This is a genomic window from Pseudarthrobacter phenanthrenivorans Sphe3 (assembly GCF_000189535.1).
Lineage (GTDB): Bacteria > Actinomycetota > Actinomycetes > Actinomycetales > Micrococcaceae > Arthrobacter > Arthrobacter phenanthrenivorans.
Genome location: NC_015145.1, coordinates 2,681,729 through 2,705,753, shown reverse-complemented (window position 1 = coordinate 2,705,753; position 24,025 = coordinate 2,681,729). Strand labels below are relative to the sequence as shown.

20 protein-coding genes and 1 other RNA gene are annotated in these 24,025 nt (G+C 61.5%); 17 read left to right on the top strand and 4 right to left on the bottom strand.

Annotation, left to right across the window (positions count from 1 at the left end; all coding sequences use genetic code 11):
* The first annotated feature begins 165 nt into the window (after positions 1 to 165).
* On the top strand, positions 166 to 2,028 hold the full coding sequence (locus tag ASPHE3_RS12570; RefSeq protein WP_148258102.1) for a hypothetical protein: 1,863 nt from the start codon (positions 166 to 168) through the stop codon (positions 2,026 to 2,028).
* Between the two features lie 2,057 nt (positions 2,029 to 4,085).
* Positions 4,086 to 4,361, top strand: coding sequence for a transposase (locus ASPHE3_RS22935; protein ID WP_148258101.1), 276 nt, complete (start codon positions 4,086 to 4,088; stop codon positions 4,359 to 4,361).
* On the opposite strand, the gene ASPHE3_RS22280 is transcribed toward ASPHE3_RS22935, so the two are convergent.
* Together ASPHE3_RS22280 and ASPHE3_RS12555 are read right to left on the bottom strand one after the other, a co-directional pair.
* Positions 4,299 to 5,579, bottom strand: a complete 1,281-nt coding sequence (locus tag ASPHE3_RS22280) for a hypothetical protein (RefSeq protein ID WP_167536967.1) — start codon at positions 5,577 to 5,579, stop codon at positions 4,299 to 4,301. The two genes, ASPHE3_RS22935 and ASPHE3_RS22280, sit on opposite strands and share 63 nt — an antisense overlap.
* A gap of 237 nt (positions 5,580 to 5,816) precedes the next feature.
* Entirely contained in the window at positions 5,817 to 8,705 is a 2,889-nt protein-coding gene (locus tag ASPHE3_RS12555) for a GH25 family lysozyme (RefSeq protein ID WP_041652155.1), read from the bottom strand.
* Between the two features lie 284 nt (positions 8,706 to 8,989).
* Between ASPHE3_RS12555 and ASPHE3_RS12550 the strand changes: the two genes are divergently transcribed.
* From ASPHE3_RS12550 to smpB, 12 genes are all read left to right on the top strand, one after another.
* On the top strand, positions 8,990 to 10,213 hold the full coding sequence (locus tag ASPHE3_RS12550; protein ID WP_013601581.1) for a CpaF family protein: 1,224 nt from the start codon (positions 8,990 to 8,992) through the stop codon (positions 10,211 to 10,213).
* The gene (locus ASPHE3_RS12545) at positions 10,210 to 11,067 is read left to right on the top strand and encodes a type II secretion system F family protein (RefSeq protein WP_013601580.1); all 858 of its coding nucleotides are present in this window, start codon (positions 10,210 to 10,212) and stop codon (positions 11,065 to 11,067) included. Before ASPHE3_RS12550 ends, ASPHE3_RS12545 begins: the two co-directional genes overlap by 4 nt.
* Positions 11,064 to 12,005, top strand: a complete 942-nt coding sequence (locus ASPHE3_RS12540) for a type II secretion system F family protein (protein WP_013601579.1) — start codon at positions 11,064 to 11,066, stop codon at positions 12,003 to 12,005. Before ASPHE3_RS12545 ends, ASPHE3_RS12540 begins: the two co-directional genes overlap by 4 nt.
* A 64-nt stretch (positions 12,006 to 12,069) precedes the next feature.
* Positions 12,070 to 12,291 (top strand): hypothetical protein, encoded by a 222-nt coding sequence (locus ASPHE3_RS12535; protein ID WP_013601578.1) that lies wholly within the window; start codon positions 12,070 to 12,072, stop codon positions 12,289 to 12,291.
* Between the two features lie 4 nt (positions 12,292 to 12,295).
* The gene (locus ASPHE3_RS12530) at positions 12,296 to 12,721 is read left to right on the top strand and encodes a TadE family protein (RefSeq protein WP_013601577.1); all 426 of its coding nucleotides are present in this window, start codon (positions 12,296 to 12,298) and stop codon (positions 12,719 to 12,721) included.
* Between the two features lie 103 nt (positions 12,722 to 12,824).
* Entirely contained in the window at positions 12,825 to 13,217 is a 393-nt protein-coding gene (locus ASPHE3_RS12525) for a hypothetical protein (RefSeq protein ID WP_148258100.1), read from the top strand.
* Entirely contained in the window at positions 13,214 to 13,660 is a 447-nt protein-coding gene (locus ASPHE3_RS12520; protein WP_013601575.1) for a pilus assembly protein TadG-related protein, read from the top strand. The genes ASPHE3_RS12525 and ASPHE3_RS12520 overlap by 4 nt, the downstream gene beginning before the upstream one ends.
* A 60-nt stretch (positions 13,661 to 13,720) precedes the next feature.
* Positions 13,721 to 14,836, top strand: coding sequence for a peptide chain release factor 2 (gene prfB, locus ASPHE3_RS12515; RefSeq protein WP_013601574.1), 1,116 nt, complete (start codon positions 13,721 to 13,723; stop codon positions 14,834 to 14,836).
* A gap of 185 nt (positions 14,837 to 15,021) precedes the next feature.
* Positions 15,022 to 15,801 (top strand): cell division ATP-binding protein FtsE, encoded by a 780-nt coding sequence (gene ftsE, locus ASPHE3_RS12510; RefSeq protein WP_013601573.1) that lies wholly within the window; start codon positions 15,022 to 15,024, stop codon positions 15,799 to 15,801.
* On the top strand, positions 15,798 to 16,712 hold the full coding sequence (ftsX, locus tag ASPHE3_RS12505) for a permease-like cell division protein FtsX (protein ID WP_013601572.1): 915 nt from the start codon (positions 15,798 to 15,800) through the stop codon (positions 16,710 to 16,712). Before ftsE ends, ftsX begins: the two co-directional genes overlap by 4 nt.
* 26 nt (positions 16,713 to 16,738) lie before the next feature.
* Positions 16,739 to 18,187, top strand: a complete 1,449-nt coding sequence (locus ASPHE3_RS12500) for a peptidoglycan DD-metalloendopeptidase family protein (RefSeq protein ID WP_013601571.1) — start codon at positions 16,739 to 16,741, stop codon at positions 18,185 to 18,187.
* Between the two features lie 101 nt (positions 18,188 to 18,288).
* The gene (gene smpB, locus ASPHE3_RS12495) at positions 18,289 to 18,762 is read left to right on the top strand and encodes an SsrA-binding protein SmpB (protein WP_009356865.1); all 474 of its coding nucleotides are present in this window, start codon (positions 18,289 to 18,291) and stop codon (positions 18,760 to 18,762) included.
* Between the two features lie 6 nt (positions 18,763 to 18,768).
* On the opposite strand, the gene rfbA is transcribed toward smpB, so the two are convergent.
* A complete protein-coding gene (rfbA, locus tag ASPHE3_RS12490) occupies positions 18,769 to 19,650 on the bottom strand; it encodes a glucose-1-phosphate thymidylyltransferase RfbA (RefSeq protein WP_013601569.1) in 882 nt (293 codons plus the stop codon).
* Between the two features lie 63 nt (positions 19,651 to 19,713).
* Here rfbA and rfbB point away from each other — a divergent pair, with 63 nt between their 5' ends.
* From rfbB to ssrA, 3 genes are all read left to right on the top strand, one after another.
* Positions 19,714 to 20,712, top strand: coding sequence for a dTDP-glucose 4,6-dehydratase (rfbB, locus tag ASPHE3_RS12485; RefSeq protein ID WP_013601568.1), 999 nt, complete (start codon positions 19,714 to 19,716; stop codon positions 20,710 to 20,712).
* A 3-nt stretch (positions 20,713 to 20,715) separates the two neighbouring features.
* Positions 20,716 to 22,164, top strand: a complete 1,449-nt coding sequence (locus ASPHE3_RS12480; RefSeq protein ID WP_013601567.1) for a sugar nucleotide-binding protein — start codon at positions 20,716 to 20,718, stop codon at positions 22,162 to 22,164.
* Positions 22,165 to 22,310: 146 nt separating this feature from the next.
* Positions 22,311 to 22,679, top strand: a transfer-messenger RNA (tmRNA) gene (gene ssrA / locus ASPHE3_RS21530).
* A gap of 22 nt (positions 22,680 to 22,701) precedes the next feature.
* Here the strand turns inward: ssrA and ASPHE3_RS12475 are convergent.
* Positions 22,702 to 23,919 (bottom strand): IS481 family transposase, encoded by a 1,218-nt coding sequence (locus tag ASPHE3_RS12475; RefSeq protein ID WP_013601566.1) that lies wholly within the window; start codon positions 23,917 to 23,919, stop codon positions 22,702 to 22,704.
* Positions 23,920 to 24,025 lie beyond the last annotated feature (106 nt).

Here is a 24,025-nt window from a genome sequence, read left to right as displayed (position 1 = left end):
TCGGTGAGCAGTCAAATTATTGAGAAATCGAATAGAGCCGGGCCTCGTTCATTCCGAAGGTCATCCACTCCCGCGCAACGTTGTGAGGTCAGACCGACGGTCTTGTGGCCGCTGGTTGCACTAGCGTCAACGGCCACCTTCATTGCAATAGTTACTCTTAGAGCAATGGGTAGTCTCACGGGGTGGCAGTATCTTGTCATCCTCGGCCTTATAATGCTTTTAATACCGATTGGCAAAAACCTTTCCCAGCGGCTTATGCTTTCGGTGGTTTTCTTGGCTGGAACATCACCATTCATGTGGTGGTTCACCGCCGATGTGGCATTTCTGGACCGCGGAACAAGCTTGTTTGCATTGTCAGCCGCTCTCCTAGCAGGCTTTGTTGCCCATTCTGTGCTTCTGCGGCTGCCTTTGCGTCGCTTCCTACCCTCCGTTCACGCGGTCGACGCTTTACCGTTTGCTGCCGCGGGAGCTTCTACATGGCTTGTGCAGAAGTTGCTCCTCCCTGGGTCCTTGGAAGCAACCTTCCTCATACTTAGTCGCTCCTGGGACTTCGCCCCGCATTTCAACATGTTCCGCATGCTGCGAAACCACGGTGTAGTTATCCCATTGCTGCCTCCTGCACCCGATGGAAGCCAGTGGTCCGCTGCTTCCTATCCCCAGGGATATCACGCACTTCTGGCCACGCTGGCCGAAGTCGCGGCGGGGAAAGTAGCCGGGGACGTGGCACATGAGTCCGTCCTTTTCCTCCGTCTTGTCGCAGGCGTTACGATCCTGGGCACGGTGCTTGTCGTCGCGGCCCTCACATCTCTGCCAGCGATGCGCCGCAGCTTTCTGTTAACACTGCCATTTGTGAGCGTTGCCGCCACTGCATGGATTGTGGGCCCTGGCGCCATCCCCGTATTTGGTGCGTTCCCCAACTTCGCTTTAGGCGTCGCCCTTTCCGTAGCCGTCATAGTCGTTGTTCAGTTGCGCCGCGTCCTCCACCCCGTAACAGCTACGTCCGCACTGATCTTCGCCGTCACTGCAGTAGTGCACGGGTGGTTTCTGCTACTTTTCCTCTGCATACCTAGCGTTCTTGTATACATTGCTCACGTCTTCTGGCACCGGCGCGCCATTGGTAGCCGGAGATTGGCTTTACATTTCGCACTTGGGGCGGTCGGGGTGGCAGGCCTTTTCGGCGCCGTATGGCAACTCCGGAAGTTGTCGGCTGCCGATGTCCTAACGACTACTGGAGGTATAGCCCAAGCTGATGCCGGCGTTGCCGTTCTTTGCATCCTCGCGAACGCCTTCGTTGCCCTGACATTCTATTCGCGTCGAAGGCTGGGACAGGCAGAGGACAGACGCGGAACTCTGACATCGCTCCACGTTCTTGCAACACCAATCTTCGCTGGGATTCTGCTCGTAGCCCTGGCTGTTTTTCAGCTTATGAGCCCCTCTGGAATAACGTACTATTTTCACAAGTCCTTCCTGGCCGTCGAGCTGGTGGCGATCATTTGCACTCTCATTGGGGCGGCAGACCTCTGGTCTTCGCGCTGGCTGATTCATACCGGACGAAAGTCTTTTGTGGCAGCTTCGCTTTTAACCTCGTTCGGCGCCACTCATTTCTTCGGTTTGCCTTTCACTGGCCTCGCTGAGAGAGGTTTGAGGCCCACCGCCGAAGGATCTGTGGGGCTTCTACAGCAGGTTGAGACGCTGTCGGAGCCGATGCCGCGTCTTGTCGAAAAGATGGCTAGAATGGCCGCTTTAGATAGGCAGCGGCCCTTTGTCTACGTCGGCTTTAATGACGGCTTCGACCCTCAACTAGCTGCCCAATGGTCTCTGACGCTCCAGGGTAGGTGGACGGAGTCTATGCAAGCTACCATTCCGATGGTCAAGCCTCTGTACGCGGGACCATCCCATGTACCGGAGTCGATTGATGCGATCCTCAAGACAATGCCTGAGGTGGACGTTGTTGTTGATCCGGAACTGATTCCCGAGTTGCGCTCCTGGCGACCGCAATACGCAGCTAGGATAACTACGTACTTATAGCGCATGTCCAAGATACAGCATCCTGTGTTGGCGCTGATATCGAAGTCTCAGCTGCGCCGCCTGCGGAGGCGAAGTGAGTGCAGGCCGCAGCGGGTCCGTTTTGCGGCTGTAAAAGGCACGGTTTCTACCCACCGGCGCGGGCACTTGAAGTGCACGTAGGAGTAAAAATGCCGGTGGTAGACAGCAGAATCTGGCCCTCTAATTGCTTCAGCCCGATTGGGCGTCGGAGGCTCTTGTTAGTTCAGTTGGGAGCCCTTCACGGTAACGGGAAGAGAAAACTCCATCGCTTTCTGGATACCGTTTCGGCTTTGTTGAGACTGCTGTTTGGTATGGCAAGGCAGTAGGAGTCTGTGCCCATCTGATGTTGCAGCCGTTGAACGTGAGCCAGTCCACGATTGCTTATAGCAGTATAGCCGGGGGTAAGCCAACGTCTTTGTCCACCCGGAGAACGACTCGCCCGAACATGAGAGACGGCCGTTAGGACCGGACCCCGCTCCATGTTCGTGCAGGGGCGTCCCTTGATGAAGCTCCTCTCTTCCCTCTAGAGAGCTTCACATAAACGACGGCTGCACAGTTGGGCAGATTGTCCCGCAACAGGAAGAACCTTAGACTGGGCCTGGGGGCACGAGGAGGCTGACAGTCCACGCGGGGCCAGAAATAGCCGTCCTGCCGGGGCAAACAGAGTTCACATACTCAAGCCAAGTCCATGATCATCCCGCTAATCAATAAGGTTCATGTAAAACGACCGTGCCCCTGGGGCGCGGAAGATTAGCCCGTGCTGGCCCGCACCGAACCCGAATGCGCAACGCGTAGCGTGAGCTGGGGCTCCCGGTGAACCAGCGTTGCGGTCCAGCGCGGATCGGGTATCACCTGCACCTGAACATCTGCATGGTCCACCGCGTCTTCACCCTCTACCTTTGCCCGCCGCTGCGGTTCACCGACCCGGCCACGGACATCAGAGTCCGTGGCCGGGACCATGCCCGTCGCTAGGAATATGCAAGCCTGAGCGAAATGATCCACGTCCACAGCAAGGAGCTCGATGAGTCTTGTTAGCATCGCACCTGGTCTGGGACTGGCTTGCAGGATGATATCGGCCGTCGGACTCGTGGATGTGACTCAAAAAACTATGACCATTAGTGTCTTGCGTCCGACTTGTCCTTCCGTCGGGGTGGTCGGCCGGTACCTGGCCGGCCCACTTGATCAGAAGGCTGTCCGCGTCTTTGAGCGTGTCACTCGTCACAGTGGTGTTCCGATGTCATTCCTGCCCGGACCGGTACCGGCCGGCCTATAGCAGCTGGGCCCTGTCCATCGCCGAGGAAAGGCGCTGTACCCTCATGTCCATCGTCACGGATTCCGATCCGCTTGTCGGTGGGGGTGATATCCACACTCGGAATCATGTTTACGTGCTCCTCGCCGTTGGGACCGGCGAGCTGATCGATACTGGGTTCCCAACGACGCCTATCGGCATTAGTAGGGCGGGTCGCCTGGTAGCCCGCCTAACGGGGCAGACGCTGACACGCTCCGGGTCATCGATGAGCCAGAGCATACGGAACAGTCCTGACTGGTACTGTTGCAGCCGAGTGCTTTCCGGTGGCCGAGGCAACACGCATAGATGCGAGAAGCGCCGGGGCGTTGGGAGCTCCGATGGCCTTAGACGCCCCGCCAGATCGCTGCGGCCGGCTGTCGCTGCCACTGGAGAAGCTGCGCCGGCCAAGAGTGAACGCGGAGTTCGTCAAGCCCTGGGGACTCTGATCGCGGCGCGCGGCGCGCGACGCCATGAGCACCGAGCGGATGCGGTCGGTTAACGCGCTCACCGCACTGCTGATACACACGTTTTTGGACTTGAGGCCCGAAAGGCGCTTTTAGGCGAGCAGATCACTGACGTCTCGCGGTGGCGTCGAGCCAGGAGCAGCTCTCCGTTTCCATTGCTCGCCCGGAGGCGGTGCGCTTGGCCAAGTTGTCCTCGAACTGAATGACCAGCTCAGAGCCAATGAGAAGCAACTGATCGAAGTGGTACAGATCAGCGAGGGCGCGCCGCTGCTTCAGGAGACGGGTTTTTGCCTGTCACTGCAGCGACCTGCCTCATCACCTGGTCCCACGACCGGCGGGTTCGAATTGAGGCCGCCTACGCCTCCCTGACCGGCGTAAACGCCATCCCCGCTTCCTCAGGAAATTTTCAAAAAAGCCCCTCGCATCCGTGTCGCCCTCAAACCATCAAGCAGAATTGGACCACCACTGTTATTTGGGATGACGTGTTGCTGGGGCCCGGTCTATGCTACCCGACCGTCAACAGTGGATGTGGGTCGCCTCCGCAGGGCGAGCAGATGAACTAGGATGCCGACCGCTGGGCCAACAGTTAGCGAGAGGATGCATCGGACCTCCACGGAGAGCGGCAGTAGGAGTACCGCCACAGCAACAGCCGTTGCTGTGGCCCAGCCAGAGGAGAATGCCCTGTGATGCCCCGTGGAAAGCGCTGCCGTCCCTGTTAGAGTGAGAAGTGCCATTACAAGTGAAGCGAGTGTTAACAACGCGAGAGTCAGTCCGCTCACTCCATACTCCGCCCCGAACAGCAACATCAGGCTGGGCCCGAAGACGAAGGCCAAGACAGCGCCAAGAGCTCCCGCGACCAGGAGCAGGAGGATAGGGCGATGAAGCGCGCGCCATCCCTCCGATCCTGCTTTGACGACGTGTGTGATAGCTACGCCTTGAAATGCCTGCAAAGGCACCATAATAGGTGCACGGGTCATGGAGATTGCAAGTAGGAGAGGCGCCGACTGCTCGAAGACAGAGGCCGGGGTGGTCAGCTTGAGTAACAGCGGAAATGCGACTACGAGGGCCGCGGACGAGATAGATGAGACCACTGCATGGAAGATCTGTGACAATAGCTTTCTCAGAGGCACGTCAGCGCGAATCTGTAGGGATTGGCGGGCTATCCGGGAGAACGCGAGCATCAGCAACCAAGCGCCCAAGGCACAGAAGCATGCCACTTCTAACCCCAAGAGTCCCAAGGACCACGCGGCTGCGGCGCTAATACAGGCCAGTCTAAGCATCCCATCTAAGATGAGAAAGCGACCGTAGGTCGACCAATGACTGCTCCCTTGCAGGATGCCCGCGAGTGCGCTATGGCCGGAATAGAGAATAGCTGTGAGAATGAGGCCGACTGCGATGATGTGGGGGTGCTGGAACAAGGAAAAGGTCGCTAGGGCGGGCGAAATCACAGCTATCACAAGGGCGCCTACGCCGCCGCTCATGAGGCCAGCTGCCATGAGTCGAGGATGCCGCTTCGTATCTGACAAGTCCCTGACGGCGACTACGGAAGATGCACGGGTGGATTCCGTCTGAATGCCGCCCATCACCCCGTAAACAAAAAAGAGAGCAGCCCAGAAAGACAGGAATTCGGCGTTCTCTTCCTTGGTGAGTGCATGGCTCGCCACAAAGAGGACTGCTATTCCGGAGGCGGCCGAGATTGCGGAGCCAATGCCAACGGCTGAAGCGGGTCGCGCTCCAGGATTTCGCGGCAGGTTTGTGGGAGACTCACTTACTACTGGCATGCTTTTTTGAAGTCTTCCGTTCTTCGGCGCGGTGGATTCCTAGCCTCAAGCTAACATGAATGCATCGCGAACCTGTTTACTTCCGTCATGGGCGCAGCCTCTTCGTCTAAGGCGGTCCTTAGCCTGGTTTGATCCCTTGGCGCCTCGCGGCTCAGACTGTGACCGGCGGTGGTTGAGGGGGCAGAGGTAATTTTTCTCAGCGTATCCTGTTCTTTAAAATTCGCTCTCGGTCCACACTCAGCCACTGGTTGTTGACGCCGGAGCGAAGCGCTCGACAGTCGTTCCCAATTGGGGATGCCATCGAATAATGCCGCCTTGGTAGTCTTGCCTGCAGCCCTCACCTGATGGGTCACAAACGACCTCCTCTGTAGGGTAACCCAGAGGGCCTGTTAAGAAGCCTGTCGAAGCCCAAGCGGACCGGATAGGCTCCGTGGATGCGTGGGCGCCGGTGACCTGGGACCAAATGATAGCGCCGCCCTGGTAGTCCTGGTAGCAGCCTCCGTCCGGCTGGCCGCAGGTGACGTCGCTGGTCGGGTAGCGTAGCGGTCCATCCAAGAAATTCGTAGCAGCCCATCGTTCACGAATGGGCCCCGTGGATGGGTGGGCGCCGGTGGTCGGGGACCAGATGATGGCTCCGCCCTGGTAGTCCTGGTAGCAGCCGGACTGCGGCAGGCCGCAGGTCAGGTCCCCGGTGGGGTAGCCCATTGGGCCGGTGATGAAGCCGGTCTTGCCCCATGCGGTGCGTGTTGGTCCGGAGGTGGGGTGGGCGCCGGTGGTCGGGGACCAGATGATGGCTCCGCCCTGGTAGTCCTGGTAGCAGCCGGACTGCGGCAGGCCGCAGGTCAGGTCCCCGGTGGGGTAGCCCATTGGGCCGGTGATGAAGCCGGTCTTGCCCCATGCGGTGCGTGTTGGTCCGGAGGTGGGGTGGGCGCCGGTGGTCGGGGACCAGATGATGGCTCCGCCCTGGTAGTCCTGGTAGCAGCCGGACTGCGGCAGGCCGCAGGTCAGGTCCCCGGTGGGGTAGCCCATTGGGCCGGTGATGAAGCCGGTCTTGCCCCATGCGGTGCGTGTTGGTCCGGAGGTGGGGTGGGCGCCGGTGGTCGGGGACCAGATGATGGCTCCGCCCTGGTAGTCCTGGTAGCAGCCGGACTGCGGCAGGCCGCAGGTCAGGTCCCCGGTGGGGTAGCCCATTGGGCCGGTGATGAAGCCGGTCTTGCCCCATGCGGTGCGTGTTGGTCCGGAGGTGGGGTGGGCGCCGGTGGTCGGGGACCAGATGATGGCTCCGCCCTGGTAGTCCTGGTAGCAGCCGGACTGCGGCAGGCCGCAGGTCAGGTCCCCGGTGGGGTAGCCCATTGGGCCGGTGATGAAGCCGGTCTTGCCCCATGCGGTGCGTGTTGGTCCGGAGGTGGGGTGGGCGCCGGTGGTCGGGGACCAGATGATGGCTCCGCCCTGGTAGTCCTGGTAGCAGCCGGACTGCGGCAGGCCGCAAACGACGTCCGAGGTCGGGTAGCCCATTGGGCCGGTGACGAAGCCGGTCTTGCCCCATGCGGTGCGTGTTGGTCCGGAGGTGGGGTGGGCGCCGGTGGTCGGGGACCAGATGATGGCTCCGCCCTGGTAGTCCTGGTAGCAGCCGCCGCCAGGCTGGCCGCAAACGACATCCGAGGTCGGGTAGCCCAGCGGGCCGGTCAGGAAGCCAGTCCGCGCCCAGGCCGCCCGTACGTCCCCGGAGGTGGGGTGGGCGCCGGTGGTCGGGGACCAGATGATGGCTCCGCCCTGGTAGTCCTGGTAGCAGCCGCCGCCAGGCTGGCCGCAAACGACATCCGAAGTCGGGTAGCCCAGCGGGCCGGTCAGGAAGCCAGTCCGCGCCCAGGCCGCCCGTACGTCCCCGGAGGTGGGGTGGGCGCCGGTGGTCGGGGACCAGATGATGGCTCCGCCCTGGTAGTCCTGGTAGCAGCCGCCGCCAGGCTGGCCGCAAACGATCGCTGACGTAGCAGCGCCTAGCGAGGGGGCCGCGGAAGCTGCTGCTGATATGGCCTGAGTGGCTGCCCTCGGCACCCCGTTCGTTGCGAAGAGTCTGAGGTCGTCGTAGCTCCCGTTCCAGACGTTGGAGTCGCCAGCAAAAGGACCCGTAGAGCTGTACTGCCAGATGCTGTAGGTTCCCCAGCTGGCGGTAGGCACAGGACCGGCGTTGTTCGTAGGTGAGCTTGGGTACGCGGCGATCCACAGAGGGTAGTCACCGAAGCCGGCTGGATTGCCCAGGCACTGATTCCACCAGCTGGTATTCGTGTAAATAACCGGGAGCCTTCCAGTCATGGAGAGCACGGTGTTGCCGAAGTCGCGAACCCAGGACTGCAGCTGGGCTGGTGACATGTTGTAGCAGGTGTTGCCGAAGTAGAAGCCGTTGATTGTCCGGCCTTCGTAGGGGTTGAACTCGAAGTCCAGGACGGGCGGCATGGTGTAACCATCCGCCGACCAGCCTCCGCCGTTCTGCACAAAGTATCGTGCCTGGTCCGCCCCCGACGACCAGTTCGGGATGGCAAAGTGGTAAGCACCCCGGATCATTCCTAGGTTGCGTGAACCCTGGTACTGCGAATTAAACGACGGATTCTTGTAGTAGTTGCCTTCCGTCGCCTTCACATAGGCGAATCGGGCGCCCATGTTCCACTGCTGCTGCCAGTCAACGCTTGGTTGGTGGCCGCTGACATCAAGTCCCTGGATGCCGAACGTGGGCATCCAGGTACCCTCCGTCGACAGGGACTCCGTGCTGAGCCTCTTGAAAGAATCAGAGGGAGCCGACGAGGTGACACGTGCAGAACGCTGTCCCATTTCGGCCCCGCCGACGCCAACAGCTTCCGCCATGGACTGCGCGGCGTCCGGGGAAGGCTGGGGGGTGGGAGCCGGTGGAACTGTTTCCGTTGGCGAGGCCGGCGAAGTCGGGACTGCTGTGGGTTCAGCAGGCATGGCGGTGGCGGCACCCGCAGGGGAGGGAGTTGCCGGCGCGGGAGCAGGTTCGGTGGCGAAGGCGATGCCTGCCAGGCCTGGGCCAGCCACAAGGGCGGCGGCCAGGAGCGCAGTCCCCAAGGACTTCAACGCGGGGCGACGGGACTGAGACAGGTTCCGTTTCATAATGGCTCCGGAGACAACGAGGCGCTCCACGAGCCCTCATCTGGGTTGCTGTGCCGGATGGTTCCCCAGGAACCAGCCGGACAGAGATTTGACGATTAACGCGCTCACCATAGCATCGTGTTGCTGGTGGAAACAGTGGTGCTGCTGATGCTTCTGGTGATCCTGTGGTTATCTTGCGCTTATCCACAGCTAATCCTTATGACTTGGCAGCATGTTGTATGGTCCCTAGTCTTTATCCCAGTTGCACTGCCTCCGCCGGGGGCGGCAGTTGTATTGGGGAACATATGGACGCGCTGGGAATTGTCGAGGACGAGGTCCGCGAGCTGATCCGTCGTCGGGGGCTGGACCCTCTGCACCAGGCAGGTGAGGTGCGCCGGCTTGTTGAGGCTGCCGTTACGGACTACGACGAGCGGGCGCTGCTTGGGCCTCTTCCTCCCATAGGTCCGTTAGATGCTGCCCGCAGATTCCTCTTTGACGCAGTAGCCGGTTTCGGTGTGCTCCAGCCTTTGCTGGACGATCCCGCCATCGAAGAGGTATGGCTCAACGCCCCCAATGAAATTTTCGTGGCCCGCAACGGCGAATCCGAACTGACCTCCCTCAGCCTGACCGAGCAACAGGTCCGTGACCTGGTGGAGCGGATGCTGAAGAGCTCCGGCCGAAGGCTCGACATGTCTTCGCCTTTCGTTGACGCCGCGCTGCCTGACGGTTCGCGGCTTCACGTTGTCATCCCGGACGTGACCCGGAAGCACTGGGCAGTCAACATCAGGAAGTTCGTGGTCAAGGCAACCCGGCTTGAGCACCTGGTGGAGCTGGGTACCCTGACTCCGCAGTCCGCCCGTTTTCTCGGCGCAGCGGTATCAAGCGGCCTCAATATCCTGGTCTCGGGCGCCACCCAGGCCGGCAAGACCACGATGCTGAACTGCCTCGCCGCGAGCATTGGAAGCCGCGAACGGGTCATTACGGTGGAGGAGATCTTCGAACTGCAGTTTCCCCTGCGCGACGTTGTCGGCCTCCAGTGCCGGCAGCCAAACCTGGAGGGCGAAGGCGAGATCCCGCTTCGCCGTTTGGTCAAGGAAGCCCTCCGTATGCGCCCCGACCGCCTGGTGGTGGGCGAGGTCCGCGAAGCTGAAAGCCTGGACATGCTCATCGCTTTGAACAGTGGCCTTCCAGGCATGTGTACTGTCCACGCAAATTCAGCCCACGACGCCGTCACCAAGATCTGCACCCTGCCACTTCTCGCGGGTGAGAACATTTCAAGCGCCTTTGTTGTCCCGACTGTCGCCTCCTGCATCGACCTCGTGGTCCACTGCAGCAGGCACGCCAATGGACGCAGGGAAGTAACGGAGATCCTGTCACTCGGCCGCCGGGTGGAAAACGGCATCATCGAGTCTTCGCCGGTGTTCACCATGGTGGATGGCACCCTGCAGGCGAGAGCCAACTCGATGCCCGCCGCTGAGAAGTTCCACCGAGCAGGCTACGACGTCGCGGCGTTGCTGGATCCGCGATGACGTCGGCATTGCTGGGGGTAACGGCAGGGACGGGTCTCTTCCTCATCTGGTGGTCCTGCTGGGAGTCGCCGGAACGGGGTCCGCGGGAGCGGAAGACTAGCCGCCTGGCAGACCTTCTCGCCTCTGCAGGGGTGGACAAAGTGTCTCCCGGCGGGCTGATAGGCACGTGCCTGGGCCTCGGGCTCTTCGTGGCATTGGTGTTCTACACCGTCAGCCGTTCCTGGCCGATCGCCGGCTGCTTTGCGCTGTTCGCTGCCTGGCTCCCCATCAGCATCCTGCGCTGGAGGGCGAAAAAGAGAAGCGCCCTGTTGCGACAGCTTTGGCCCGACGTCGTCGACCACCTCCGGTCCGCAATACGCGCCGGCCTGCCACTGCCTGAGGCGCTCATCCAGCTGGGCGATAAAGGCCCCGAAGAGTTGCGCCATGTCTTCCGGGACTTCGGCGCCGACTATCGCGCGGGGGGCCAGTTTGATGCCTCACTCAACAAGCTCAAACACCGGCTCGCGGACCCTGTCGCCGACCGCATTGTCGAGGCCCTGCGCCTGACCCGGGAAGTCGGCGGCTCGGATCTGGGAAAGCTGCTCGGCACATTGGCTGAATTCCTCCGCGAAAGCGCCCGCACCCGCAGCGAACTGGAGGCGAGGCAGTCCTGGACCATCAATGCGGCGCGCCTTGCTGTCGCCGCCCCATGGATCGTCATGATCCTGCTGGCAACGCGGCCGGAAGCTGTACAGGCCTACAACACCGCGGCCGGCGCGGCAGTCCTGGTCGGAGGCCTGGTGGTTTCGCTGGTCTGCTACTCCATCATGCTGAGGATTGGTGCTCTGCCGCAGGATGAGCGGGTGCTCAGATGAGTGACATTTCGCCGGCCGCCGTTATCTCTGGGTTTGTAATGGGCGTCGGCCTGTGGCTCATCGTGTTTAGATCCCCGCTTATGCGTGCAACCACCCTGACAGAACGCATCGAGCCGCAGCTGAAGTCCCAGAACCTCGAATCACGGCTGCTGAACTCTGGGGAGCAAAATCTCACACCCTTCGGACCGCTGGAGAGAATACTCCGCCCTGTCTTCCGCGATGCAATGGCGGCATTGGGAAAACTGAACCCTTCACCCGGCGCAACCACCCGACGGTTGGCACAGGCGGGTATCAATAAGAGCTCCCTTGAATTCCGCGCCGAACAGCTCCTGTGGGCGGCGGCAGGCTTTGCCGCCGCCCTTGGTGTCACAGCCATTGGAGCGGCAGCCGGCAGGGTAAACCCGCTCCTCGCTGCTGTGGCCGTCATGGGTAGCGCCGTCGGCGGCTTCATTCTGCGCGACTACTGGCTGGGAGCTCAGGTCAAACGGCGGGAAACCCGAATGATGGCTGAATTCCCCAGCCTCGCTGAGCTCATGGCGCTCGCGGTCAGCGCAGGGGAGAGTGCAACAGGAGCCCTCGACCGTGTTTGCCGCAGCGCGAAGGGCGAACTGAGCAGGGAGTTTTCCAATATCCTCGCCGAAACCAGGGCCGGCAAGCCCCTGGTGCAGGCATTACAGGAATTCTCTGCCCGGACAGACCTGGCGCCGCTGGTCAGGTTCGTGGACGGAATTGTTGTAGCCGTCGAGAGAGGCACTCCACTGGCGGACGTACTGCGCGCACAGGCCCAGGACGTACGCGACACCGCCAAGCGCGACCTGATGGAGGCCGCCGGCAAAAAGGAGATCGCGATGATGGTTCCGCTCGTTTTTGGCGTGCTCCCGCTGACTGTGGTTTTCGCAGTTTTTCCCGGGCTTGCAGCCATCAACCTCGGGCTCTAGGAGGGCGCTGTATGGCATCCGAAGCAGGAAAGCTTGAACAACCGAATCAGGAAGAGGACCGGAAATGAAGACCATGGGTAACCGCTGCGCCTCGTTGCTGCAGGAGCTGTGCACTGCCTTTCGATCACGAATGCGGGCGGTGAACGACCACCATGAAAGGGGCGATGTGCCGGGCTGGGTCATGATCACCTTGATGTCCGCTGTGCTTGTGGCTGCACTGCTGGCACTCGCCGGTCCGGCACTGGAATCCATGTTCAACCAGGCCATGGACACGGTGGGAAGCTAGCTTCATGGCGCGGCCCCGCCGATCCCGGCGCGCCTCACCTGTGGGCGGCACTCCGGGCAGGCCGGGGGAGCAGGGCTCGGCGGTCGTGGACTTCGTCCTGGTGGGAGGGCTCCTCACGATGTTCTTCCTGGCCATCATCCAACTGACACTGATCCTTCATGTCCGCAACACGCTGATCGATGCAGCAGCGTCAGGCGCCCGTTACGGAACCCTCGCAGACCGGGGCATGACCGACGCCGAAGAGAGGACCCGCAGCCTCATCGGCTCGGCACTCAACTCCGGGTTTGCCCGGGAGGTCAGCACCACTGAAGTTACTTTGCAGGGGCTTCGGACACTGGAGGTGACGGTCCGCGCACCAATGCCCGTGATCGGCCTCATCGGTCCGGCAGGCATGCTGGAGGTGAAGGGGCATGCGGCGGTGCAGCCATGAGCCCGCGGTGGCCTTCCTTAGGACCAGGCTGGCTGAGGCTTTCTGCCTGCCGGTCGCAGCCGGGCCGGAGCAATCTGGACGGGGGCACGAGAAGGGAAGCGCCGTGGTCGAGTTCACGTTCCTCGCCCTCCTGTTGATGGTGCCCGTGGTCTACTTCGTCATCACGGTGGGGCAGATCCAAGGCGGTTCCTTTGCCGTGGTGGGAGCAGCCGACCAGGCGGCCAAGGTCTACGTTGCCCAGCCCGACGGGGCGTCTGCCCAAGCTGCGGCGGAGCAGGCGGTGTCCATCGCCCTTGCCGACTTCGGGCACCGGCCGGAGGAAGCCAGTATCTCGACTACCTGCAACCCGGGCGACTGCCAGGCTGCCGGTACGGCCGTCACCATCACCGTGAAACTGACCGTGCCACTCCCGTTTGTGCCGTTCAGCGACGGCTTCCGTCTTGCGGCAAGCGAAGTGGAGGCATCGGCAACTCAGTTGGTGGGCAGGTATCGATGACCGACAGGAGCGGAAACGAGGACGGCCAGATGATGGTGATGATCCTCGGGTACGTGACACTGGCACTGCTGGTGGCAACGGTGGTGATTGGCATATCGTCCGTCTACCTGGAGCACAAGCGCCTGCTCTCCCTGGCCGACGGCGCCTCCCTGGCCGCCGCCGACAGCTATACCTTGGGGGAGGTGGACACGCAGGGCGGCACTCCGTCGGCAACACTCAATCCCGCCCGCGTCAGGAATGTCGCAGCAGACTTCATCGCAAGGAGCCCCGCTTCCCACCGTTTCGGCGGCCTCGAAGTCACGGGTGCAACCGGCACTCCCGACGGCACCACCGCCGTCGTTGTGTTGTCCGCGGCGGTCCACCCTCCTGTGGTGAATTTCCTGGTGCCCGACGGCATCAGGATAGAAGCCGCATCGACAGCGCGCTCACGGCTGACGCGCTGACCCTGCAGTGGCACCCAGCAAGCCGGGGCGCCGTGCCGGATAGCGTAGGCTTAAACAACCATGGCCAATATTGATTTTTCCGCTGAAATCCGCGCCCTTCGGGCTACCTACGAGTCCATCGAAAGAGTCTCCGACGTAGAGGCACTGAAGGAAGACATCGCTGAACTGAGCGAGCGGGCGGGCGAGCCGGACCTGTGGGACGATCCGTCAGCGGCACAAAAAATCACCTCGCGTCTTTCCCACCGCCAGTCGGAGCTTGAACGGCTCAACAACCTGGCCTCAAGAATTGACGATCTCGAAGTCCTCGTGGAACTGGGACAGGATGAGGACGACGCCGCTTCGATGGGGGAGGCTGCAGCTGAGCTGGAATCCATCAAGAAGGCACTCAAAGAACTTGAAGTCGTCACCCTGCTGTCGGGTGAGTATGACGAACGCGAAGCCGTAGTATCCATTCGCGCCGGAGCGGGCGGTGTTGACGCTGCCGACTTCGCCGAAATGCTGATGCGCATGTACCTCCGCTGGGCCGAACGGCACGGCTACCCCACCACCGTGATGGACACCTCCTATGCCGAAGAAGCCGGCCTCAAGTCGGCAACCTTCGAGGTCAAGGCCCCGTACGCCTACGGCACCCTCAGCGTCGAGGCCGGCACGCACCGGCTAGTCCGCATCAGCCCGTTCGACAACCAGGGCCGGCGCCAGACGTCGTTCGCCGCTGTCGAAGTGATCCCCCTGATCGAACAGACCGACTCCATTGAAATCCCCGACAACGAGATCCGCGTGGACGTCTTCCGTTCCTCCGGCCCCGGCGGCCAGTCAGTCAACACCACCGACTCCGCCGTCCGCCTGACCCACATTCCCACCGGGACGGTGGTTTCCATGCAGAACGAGAAGTCCCAGCTGCAGAACCGTGCCGCCGCCATGCGCGTGCTCCAGTCCAGGCTCCTGCTGCTGAAGAAGGAACAGGAAGACGCCGAAAAGAAGGCGTTGGCCGGCGACGTCAAAGCGTCTTGGGGCGACCAGATGCGGTCCTATGTCCTCAATCCATACCAGATGGTCAAGGACTTGAGGACGGAGCACGAGGTGGGAAACACGTCCGCGGTGTTCGACGGCGAAATCGACGACTTCATCGACGCCGGCATCAGGTGGCGGACAGACAACCGCAACGCGGAGAAGTAGGTTCACCCAGCGGCCGGGCCAGGGTCCTATCCCGCGACACGCCCCCTGAAAGCCGCCTGATTCAAGGGTTTCCCTGCGTATAGTCGAGGGGCCGGGGCCCTACTTCCCCCAAACGAAAACCCGCGCACCGGCTGCAGAACTGGGCTGCAACAGAATCAGCCATGCCCTGCAGGGTACTTAGGGCCATGATTCGATTCGAAAATGTCACCAAGGTCTACGACCAGAAAGCCCGGCCTGCGCTGGACTCTGTCAACCTTGAGATTGACCGCGGCGAATTCGCCTTCCTCGTCGGCGCCTCAGGCTCCGGAAAATCCACGTTCCTCCGGCTCGTCCTGAAGGAAGACCGCGCCACTTCCGGCGCCGTCTATGTCGCCGGCCAAAACGTGGCCAAGATCAGCAGCTGGCGCGTGCCCCGCCTAAGGCGCGGCATCGGCGTCGTCTTCCAGGACTTCCGGCTCCTCCCGCAGAAGAACGTCTTCGCCAACGTCGCGTTCGCCATGCAGGTCATCGGCAAGAGCCGCAGTGTCATCCGGGACACCGTCCCCGAGGTCCTGAAGACCGTGGGCCTGGAGGGCAAGGAACACCGCATGCCGCACGAGCTCTCCGGCGGCGAACAGCAGCGCGTGGCCATCGCCCGCGCCGTGGTCAACCGGCCCGGAATCCTCCTCGCCGACGAGCCGACCGGAAACCTTGACCCCACCACCTCGATGGGCATCATGGGCGTCCTGGACAAGATCAACCAGAACGGCACCACCGTGGTGATGGCCACGCACGACGACGACATCGTTAATGAGATGCGCAAACGCGTGGTGGAGCTGAAGAACGGCGTGGTCATCCGTGACGAGGCAAAGGCGCTGTACACCTCGATGATCCCCGTGGTGGGACAGTCCCGCAGGCTCAAGGATGCGAGCGGCCGTGAAGATCCCGGCGCCGGCCTTCCAGGCGAGGGCGGGGGACAGCGATGAGGCTTGCATTCATCCTCGGCGAGATCGGCAGCGGCCTCCGCCGCAACCTTTCAATGGTGGTCTCAGTCATCCTGGTCACCTTCGTCTCGCTCACCTTCGTGGGCGCAGCCGGCATGCTGCAAATGCAGATCAACCAGATGAAGGGCTACTGGTACGACAAAGTCCAGGTAGCCATTTTCCTCTGCAGTGAAGGGTCGACGGCGGCGGGTTGCGCCAGCGGGCCCGTCACCCCCGAGCAGCAGGAGAGCCTCAACGCCCTCCTCGAATCACCTGCCGTGGCCCAGTATGTGAACGACTTCCAGTTCGAGTCCAAGGACGAGGCCTACAAGCACTTCAAGGACCAGTTTTCGAATTCGCCCATCGTAGACTCGGTGACCCCTGACCAGTTGCCGGCGTCGTTCCGGATCAACATGAAGGACCCGGAGAAATACCAGATCATCAGCGAGACCTTCTCCTCGCAGCCGGGCGTGGAAACTGTCATCGACCAGCGCCAGCTTCTTGAGCGTCTTTTCTCCGTGATGAACGGCGCCTCGCTCGTAGCGGTGGGTATCGCCGGCGTCATGATCGTCTGCGCCATCCTGCTGATCGCCACCACCATCCGGCTCTCCGCCTTCAGCCGGCGCCGTGAGACAGGCATCATGCGCCTGGTGGGCGCCTCCAAGACAGTGATCCAGCTGCCGTTCATCCTGGAAGGCGTCATCGCCGCCGTCATCGGTGCGGCGCTGGCATCTGCCACACTCTGGGCGGTTGCGCACTTCTTCCTTGGCGAATACATGTCCCAGCAGTACCCGGATACCGCCTTCATTTCCTCCGGCCAGACGCTGATCCTGGCGCCTGCGTTGATAATCCTTGGCGGATCCTTGGCCGGAATTTCGTCCCTCTTGACCTTGCGCCGATACCTTCGCGTCTAGGTATGCAAACCGAACAAGGAATGCCCATGAACGAAACGGATCGAAAATCCCCGCAGCACCGGCTGAACGGCCGGCGCAGGGGTGCGCAGCGCACCAGCATTCTCAGCGGTGTGCTGGCAGTCGTCCTCGCCGCAGGGCTGGCTTCCTCCACGCCTGTTGCCTTTGCCGACGAGCTCGAGGACCGGCAGAAGGCACTGGAGGCAGAGGCGGCCCGGGTTCAGCAGTCATTGGAATTCGTCGATTCGCGGATTGCCAAAGCGGCCAGCGACCTGGTCATCTACCAGGGCCAGCTGCCCGGCGCCCAGCAGGCACTCCTCGAGGCGCAGGGCCGGGTGGCCGGAGCCGTTAAAGAAGTGGAAGCACTCTCCGCCCGCGTTGACATGGCCCAGCAGAACAAGGCCAAAATCACGCAGCAGCTTGAAACTGACAAGCAGAAGATCGCCGATACCAAGAAGCTGATCGGGCAGATTGCCACCCAGGCCTACAAGTCCGGCGGCGTCCCGTCCAACCTGTCGCTGTTCTTCGGATCCAACAACGGCGGCAGCCTGACGGAGACCATGGACCTGGCGGACCAGGCCATGCGCAGCCAGAACGCTGCCATGGACAAACTCCAGCAGCAGAGCGCCACCAACGTGAACTCCGAAGCGCGGCTCCAGGCCGTCGAAGCCGAGATCAAGGACCTTAAGGCCAAAGCTGACGCAGCGCTGGAGCGGGAAAAGGCAGCCCGTGACGAAGCGGCAGCGAAAAAGGAAGAGGTGGACCGGCTCATCGCTGACACCACCCGCCTTGATGCAGAACTGCAGGCCGCCAAGCCAGGGATCCAGTCGCAGCTGGCGGGCGTCCAGGCCAGCCAGAACGCGGTGGCAGCCGAGATCCAGGAGCGCGACCGGAAGCTGCGGGAAGCCTGGGAAGCTGAACAGCGCAGGAAAGCAGAGGCTGCGGCTGCAGCAGCTGCCGCAGCCGCGGCTGCCGCAGCTGCGGCGAGGAACCAGCCTGCACCCCCACCGCCGCCGGTGCAGTCATTCATGCCGCCCGTGGGATCGCCGTCGGCCTTTGGCCTCCGGCACCCCTTCAACGGCGGTGTCCCCATCACGTCCGGCTTCGGCTGGCGTGCCACCCCGCCCGGGACCATCGACTTCTATGGCCAGGGCGGATACATGCACACGGGCATCGACTTCGGTGCCGCCTGTGGAACGCCCGTCTACGCCGCAGCAGCCGGAGAAGTGTTCAGCTCCGGCTGGAGCTCGGCGGACGGCGGCGGGTGGCGCGTCAAGATTTCCCACGGCTTGGTCGAAGGCAACACGCTCAATACGATCTATTACCACAACGCCAGCATCGTGGTATCGAACGGCCAGCGGGTGTCGCAAGGTCAGCTGATTGCCTACTCCGGCAACACCGGCAACTCCACGGGCTGCCACTCGCACTTCGAAACCTGGCTGAACGGCAACGCCGTCGATCCGATGGGCCTCCTGTAGCCCGCCGGCTTCCAGTCCGGCCGGCGTGCTGCCGTACACTGGTATGACTCCGCGCCGGCTGGTCCGGAGGCATCCGATTCTTCGAACTGAGGAGCTTTCCCTTGCCTAAAGAAAGTGGCCGTAAAGTGGTGGCCACCAACCGGAAGGCCCGGCACGACTACCACGTGCTGGACACCTACGAGGCTGGAATCGCGCTCATGGGCACCGAAGTGAAGTCCCTGCGCGAGGGCCATGCCTCCATGGTGGACGGGTTCTGCACGTTCTACAACGACGAGCTGTGGATGGAGGCCATCCACATCCCCGAGTACAACCAGGGCAGCTGGACCAACCACGCTGCGCGCCGCCGGCGCAAGCTGCTGCTGCACCGCGAGGAGCTCATCAAGATCTCGCACAAGGTCCGGGAATCCGGGTACACCATCGTTCCGCTGCAGCTGTACTTCGTGGACGGCAAGGCAAAGGTGGAGATCGGCGTCGCCCGCGGTAAGCGCGAGTACGACAAGCGCCAGACCCTCCGGGAGCAGCAGGACAACCGCGAGGCCCAGCGCGAAATGCGCGAACGCAACCGCCGCCGCTAGGGCACTTTAGAACCTGCTTTTGCCACCTCCGGAGAGCAAGTCCAGAAGATACTGGCCGTATCCTCCCTTGGCCAATTTACGGGCCCGCGCTTCAAGCTCGTCATCGGCAAGGAATCCCAGCCTCCAACCGATTTCTTCCGGACACCCGATGGAAAGTCCCTGCCTCCTCTGGACGGTCCGGACGAAGTCGGAGGCATCGTTGAGGTCGGCGAACGTCCCGGTGTCGAGCCAGGCCGTTCCACGGGGAAGTATCTCCACGTGCAGTTTCCCGCGCTCCAGATAAGTGCGGTTTACGTCGGTGATTTCCAATTCACCGCGCGCAGAGGGCTGCAGGTTCCTTGCGATGTCCACTACGTCGTTGTCGTAGAAGTACAAACCGGGAACTGCATAGTGGCTCTTAGGTTCGACAGGCTTTTCCTCAAGGGATATCGCTTTGCCTTGAGTATCAAATTCAACAACGCCATAAGCGGAGGGATCCAGCACGCGGTAGCCAAAGATCGAACCTCCGTCAATATTTTCAAACCGCCGGAGCTGGGTTCCCAGCCCCTGGCCGTAGAAGATATTGTCACCGAGGACCAGGGCGACGGGTCCTTCCCCAATGAACTCCGCGCCAAGAACGAAGGCCTGGGCAAGGCCATCAGGGGAGGGCTGTTGGGTGTAACTGATGTTGATTCCGAACTGGCTGCCATCACCGAGGAGACGCTGAAACTGGTCTGCGTCCTGTGGTGTTGTGATGATCAGGATGTCCTGGATACCAGCCAACATCAACGTGGAGAGCGGATAGTAGATCATCGGTTTGTCGTAAACAGGGACCAGCTGCTTGCTGATTCCCAGAGTTATTGGATGTAAACGTGAACCGGTACCCCCGGCGAGGATAATTCCGCGCATAGGGATAGTTTTATGGGTGGAGCAAATTCAACCAAATCTAAGTCGCCGTGGAACGATGGGAGAGTGCGAAATCTTCTTGTCACCGGCGGTGCCGGCTTCATCGGTTCCAACTTTGTCCACTACGTGCTTGCGAATACGGATGACAACATCACCGTTCTGGACAAGCTGACGTACGCAGGGAATCTGGAATCATTGCGGGGACTTCCGGAGGCCCGCTTTACCTTCGTCCAGGGTGACATCGCAGATGCTGCCGTGGTGGACGGGCTGGTGGCCGGGTCGGACGTTGTGGTCCATTACGCTGCCGAGTCGCATAACGACAACTCCCTTCATGACCCGCGCCCGTTCCTGGACACCAATATCATTGGCACGTACACCCTGATCGAAGCTGCCCGAAAGCACAACAAGCGCTTCCACCATATCTCCACAGACGAGGTGTACGGCGACCTGGAACTCGACGATCCGGAGCGGTTCACGGAGCAGACCCCGTACAACCCGTCCAGTCCATACTCCTCGACCAAAGCAGGCTCGGACCTGCTGGTGCGTGCCTGGGTACGTTCCTTCGGATTGCAGGCGACCATCAGCAACTGCTCGAACAACTACGGCCCTTACCAGCATGTGGAGAAGTTCATTCCCCGCCAGATCACGAACGTGATCGATGGGATCCGTCCAAAGCTTTACGGCAAGGGCGAGAACGTCCGCGACTGGATCCATGCGAACGACCACTCCTCGGCAGTCCTGGCGATCATCGCCAAGGGCAAGATCGGCGAGACATACCTGATCGGTGCAGACGGCGAGAAGAACAACAAGGACGTTGTTGAACTGATCCTCGAGCACATGGGCCAGGCCCCGGACGCCTACGACCATGTGGTGGACCGCCCTGGCCACGACCTGCGCTACGCCATCGACTCCACCAAGCTCCGCAACGAGCTTGGCTGGGAGCCCCGGTTCTCCAACTTCGATGCCGGCATAGAAGACACCATCGCCTGGTACCGGGACAACGAAGACTGGTGGCGCCCGCAAAAGGCGCAGACCGAAGCCAAGTACAAGGAACAGGGCCAGTAGAAGATGCCTCTTGAATTCTCAAAAGCGTTGGCTGCACACAGGACTCCGATCCCGGGCGTGGTGCTCTACGACCTCCCGGTTCATGGCGACAGCCGGGGCTGGTTCAAAGAAAATTGGCAGCGGGAAAAGATGTTGGCATTGGGGCTCCCCGACTTCCGGCCCGTGCAAAACAACGTCTCGTATAACGAAAAAGCCGGGACCACGCGCGGGATCCATGCTGAGCCTTGGGACAAATTCATTTCAGTTGCCACGGGCAAAATCTTTGGTGCATGGGTAGACCTCAGGGAAGGCCCGTCCTTCGGCGCTGTCTTCACTTGTGAACTAGACCCCAGCCAGGCGATCTTCATCCCACGCGGAGTAGGGAACGCCTTCCAGACCCTCGAAGACAATACGGCTTATACCTACCTGGTAAACGATCATTGGAGCGCTGACGCCCAGGGCCAGTACACCTTCCTGAACCTGGCGGATGAGGCGTCAGCCATCGCATGGCCGGTGCCTTTGGATCAAGCCGAGGTATCCGAGAAAGACAGGACTCACCCCCGGCTCAACGATGTGGTGCCCATGCCCCCGAGGAAGACCCTGGTGGTTGGCGCGGACGGGCAGCTGGGAAAGGCTCTGCGGAAGCTGTACGAGGGCGACTCGAGCTTCGAGTTTGCCGGGCGGGGCGATTTCGATCTTGCGAGCGACTCCGCGTTCTCCACCATGAGTTGGAAAAACTATTCAACGATCATCAACGCGGCAGCTTACACAGCTGTGGATGCCGCAGAAACCGATGCGGGTCGAGCGGCAGCTTGGTCCGTCAACGTTGCGGCGGTCGCCAGGCTGGCCCGCGTTGCCGTTGAGTACAACCTGACTCTGGTCCATGTGAGCTCCGACTATGTCTTTGACGGCACCGCCACACGCCATGATGAAGCTGAAATCTTCACGCCCCTGGGCGTTTACGGGCAAACCAAGGCAGCTGGGGACGCTGTGGTTAGCGTGGTTCCGCGCCACTACATCGTCAGAACGAGTTGGGTCATAGGTGAAGGCAACAATTTTGTGCGCACTATGGCAGCACTGGCGGGACGCGGTATCGAACCGTCTGTTGTGAATGACCAGTTCGGACGTCTTAGCTTTACTGAGGACATTGCTTCAGGCATACGGCATCTACTCGAATCTGGTGCAGATTACGGCACCTACAACCTGAGTAATGACGGCCCGCCACAATCATGGGCCGACATTGCCAGTGACGTCTACGAGCTGGTGGGCCGGTCCCGTGCATCTGTCACCGGTGTGAGCACGGAGGAGTACTTTCGGGACAAGGCGGCAGCGCCTCGGCCGCGAAACAGCGTCCTTACCCTGACCAAGCTCAAATCGACAGGCTTCGTTCCGCCTCCGACCTCTGAGAGGCTGGCCGCCTTCTTGCATAAAGACAGGGCCGTTGCGGCCACTGAAGGGTACAGTCCGCGATAGGAACCTGATCCGCGTCCGTGGAAGGCGCCGCACGGTGGCCGCTAGGGCCTGTTCATAAGGCCTGGTGCAGTTGGAATGAATCCTGCGGACCATGCGTTACTATAGATAGTCCGGCGGGGAAACCCACCGGTTTGGTAACAAAATACGGGGATGATCGGTTTCGACGATGTTAGTCGCGACAGGTGAAGCGGGCCGAGGATGCAGAATTATCTCGTAAACGCCTTCTGCAAACCAATAAGTGCCGAATCTAAGCGCACTGACTTCGCTCTTGCTGCCTAAGCAGTAAGACAGTCCGTCAGCCCGGGGTTGCTATCGCCCCGGTTCCTGGCGTCATTTAGATAGCCACTGCTGTTTACCCTCGTCACCGGGGTGAACGGGACTTTTAGATGACTGGGCCCGGATCAGCCAGCTGTTTGCAGCATGGCTGGGGCCGAGAAAATCCGACGCAAACTGCGCCCGGAGAAGCCCTGACAACACGACATCGGACGGGGGTTCAATTCCCCCCATCTCCACATTTGTGGTGAGTCGAGACATCCTTCACGGATGAGTCGAGTCATCGGTAACACCCCGGTCTTCGGACCGGGGTGTTTTTCTTTGCCCTGTTTTTCTGGGTTGGTAGTTCCGGGTGGGGTCGATGGTGAGTTCGCGGATGATCTCGCCGGTGGTTGCGTCGCTGATGGTGACGTCGTTGTCGTGGATGAGCATCAGGACGTGTTTGCGGGCGTAGGCGCGGCCGATGCCGATGTGGCGGAGTTGGCCTGCGTGGCGGAGGGTGAGTTTCCCGAACTGGTCGACGCGGTCGATGCGCCGACGCCAGTGATCTCCTTGTTTGGATCCGGTCGGTGATGCTTTGGGTATCGCGGTGTAGGCCGCGGCCGGGGTGCGGCGGTCCAGGGCCCGGTGGGGGCGTTCGTGGTTGTAGATGTGCCGGAACTTTTCCAGCTGTTCGTTCAGGTCTTGAAGGGTGTGGGCCCGGGGTTGGCCGGTGAGCCAGCGTTTGAGGGTCTGGTGGAAACGTTCGATTTTGCCTTGGGTCTGCGGGTGGTTCGGGGCGCCGTTCTTTTGGGTGATGCCCAGGGCGTGGAGATGGTGTTCGAAGGCGTTCCTGCCGCCTTTCCCGCCCGCGAGGCGGGTGGTGTAGACCATGCCGTTGTCGGTCAGTGTCGAGGCCGGTAGCCCGTGTTCAGCAGCGCAGGCCAGGAACGTGGTGACCACGGCGGTGACGGTGACGGGTTTGAATCCGGTGCAGGCGAGCAGGTAGCGGGAATGGTCATCGAGGAAGTTCAGGATCTCGATGTCGGTTCCGTCGGCCAGGGCCCAGTGGGTGAAGTCGGATTGCCAGGTTTCGTTGGGCTGGTGTGCTTCGAAGCGGTGCAGTGAGGCTTTGGGCCGTTTCTTCGGATCCGGAGTGATCATTCCTTTGGTGTGCAGGAGCCGGCGGATCGCGGACGTTGACGGCGCGGGTACTCCTTCTTGTCCGAGGTGCCAGGCGATCGTCACGGGCCCGGCGTCCAGGCCGGCGGTTTGCAGTTCCTGCCGCAGGGCAAGGATCCGGGCGGCTACCGTTTCGGTGGTGCGGCGCGGGTTGCTGAGGGGGCGTTTGGATCGGGGTTCGACGGCGGCGATACCTCCGGCGGACTCGCGTCGGAGGAGCTCGTGGACCCAGCGGCGGCTGACTCCATACCGGCGGGCAGCTTCCGTAACTGTCAGGCCCTGGTCACGGACGGCGAGGACGATCACTTTCTGCTTCGACATGCATCATGCTGGATCCCTGCCGGTATGAACGATGTCCCGACTCATGTGAGAACTATGTCGTGAAACTAGACACCCCCATCTCCACATTTTGTGGCCGGCACAGCCG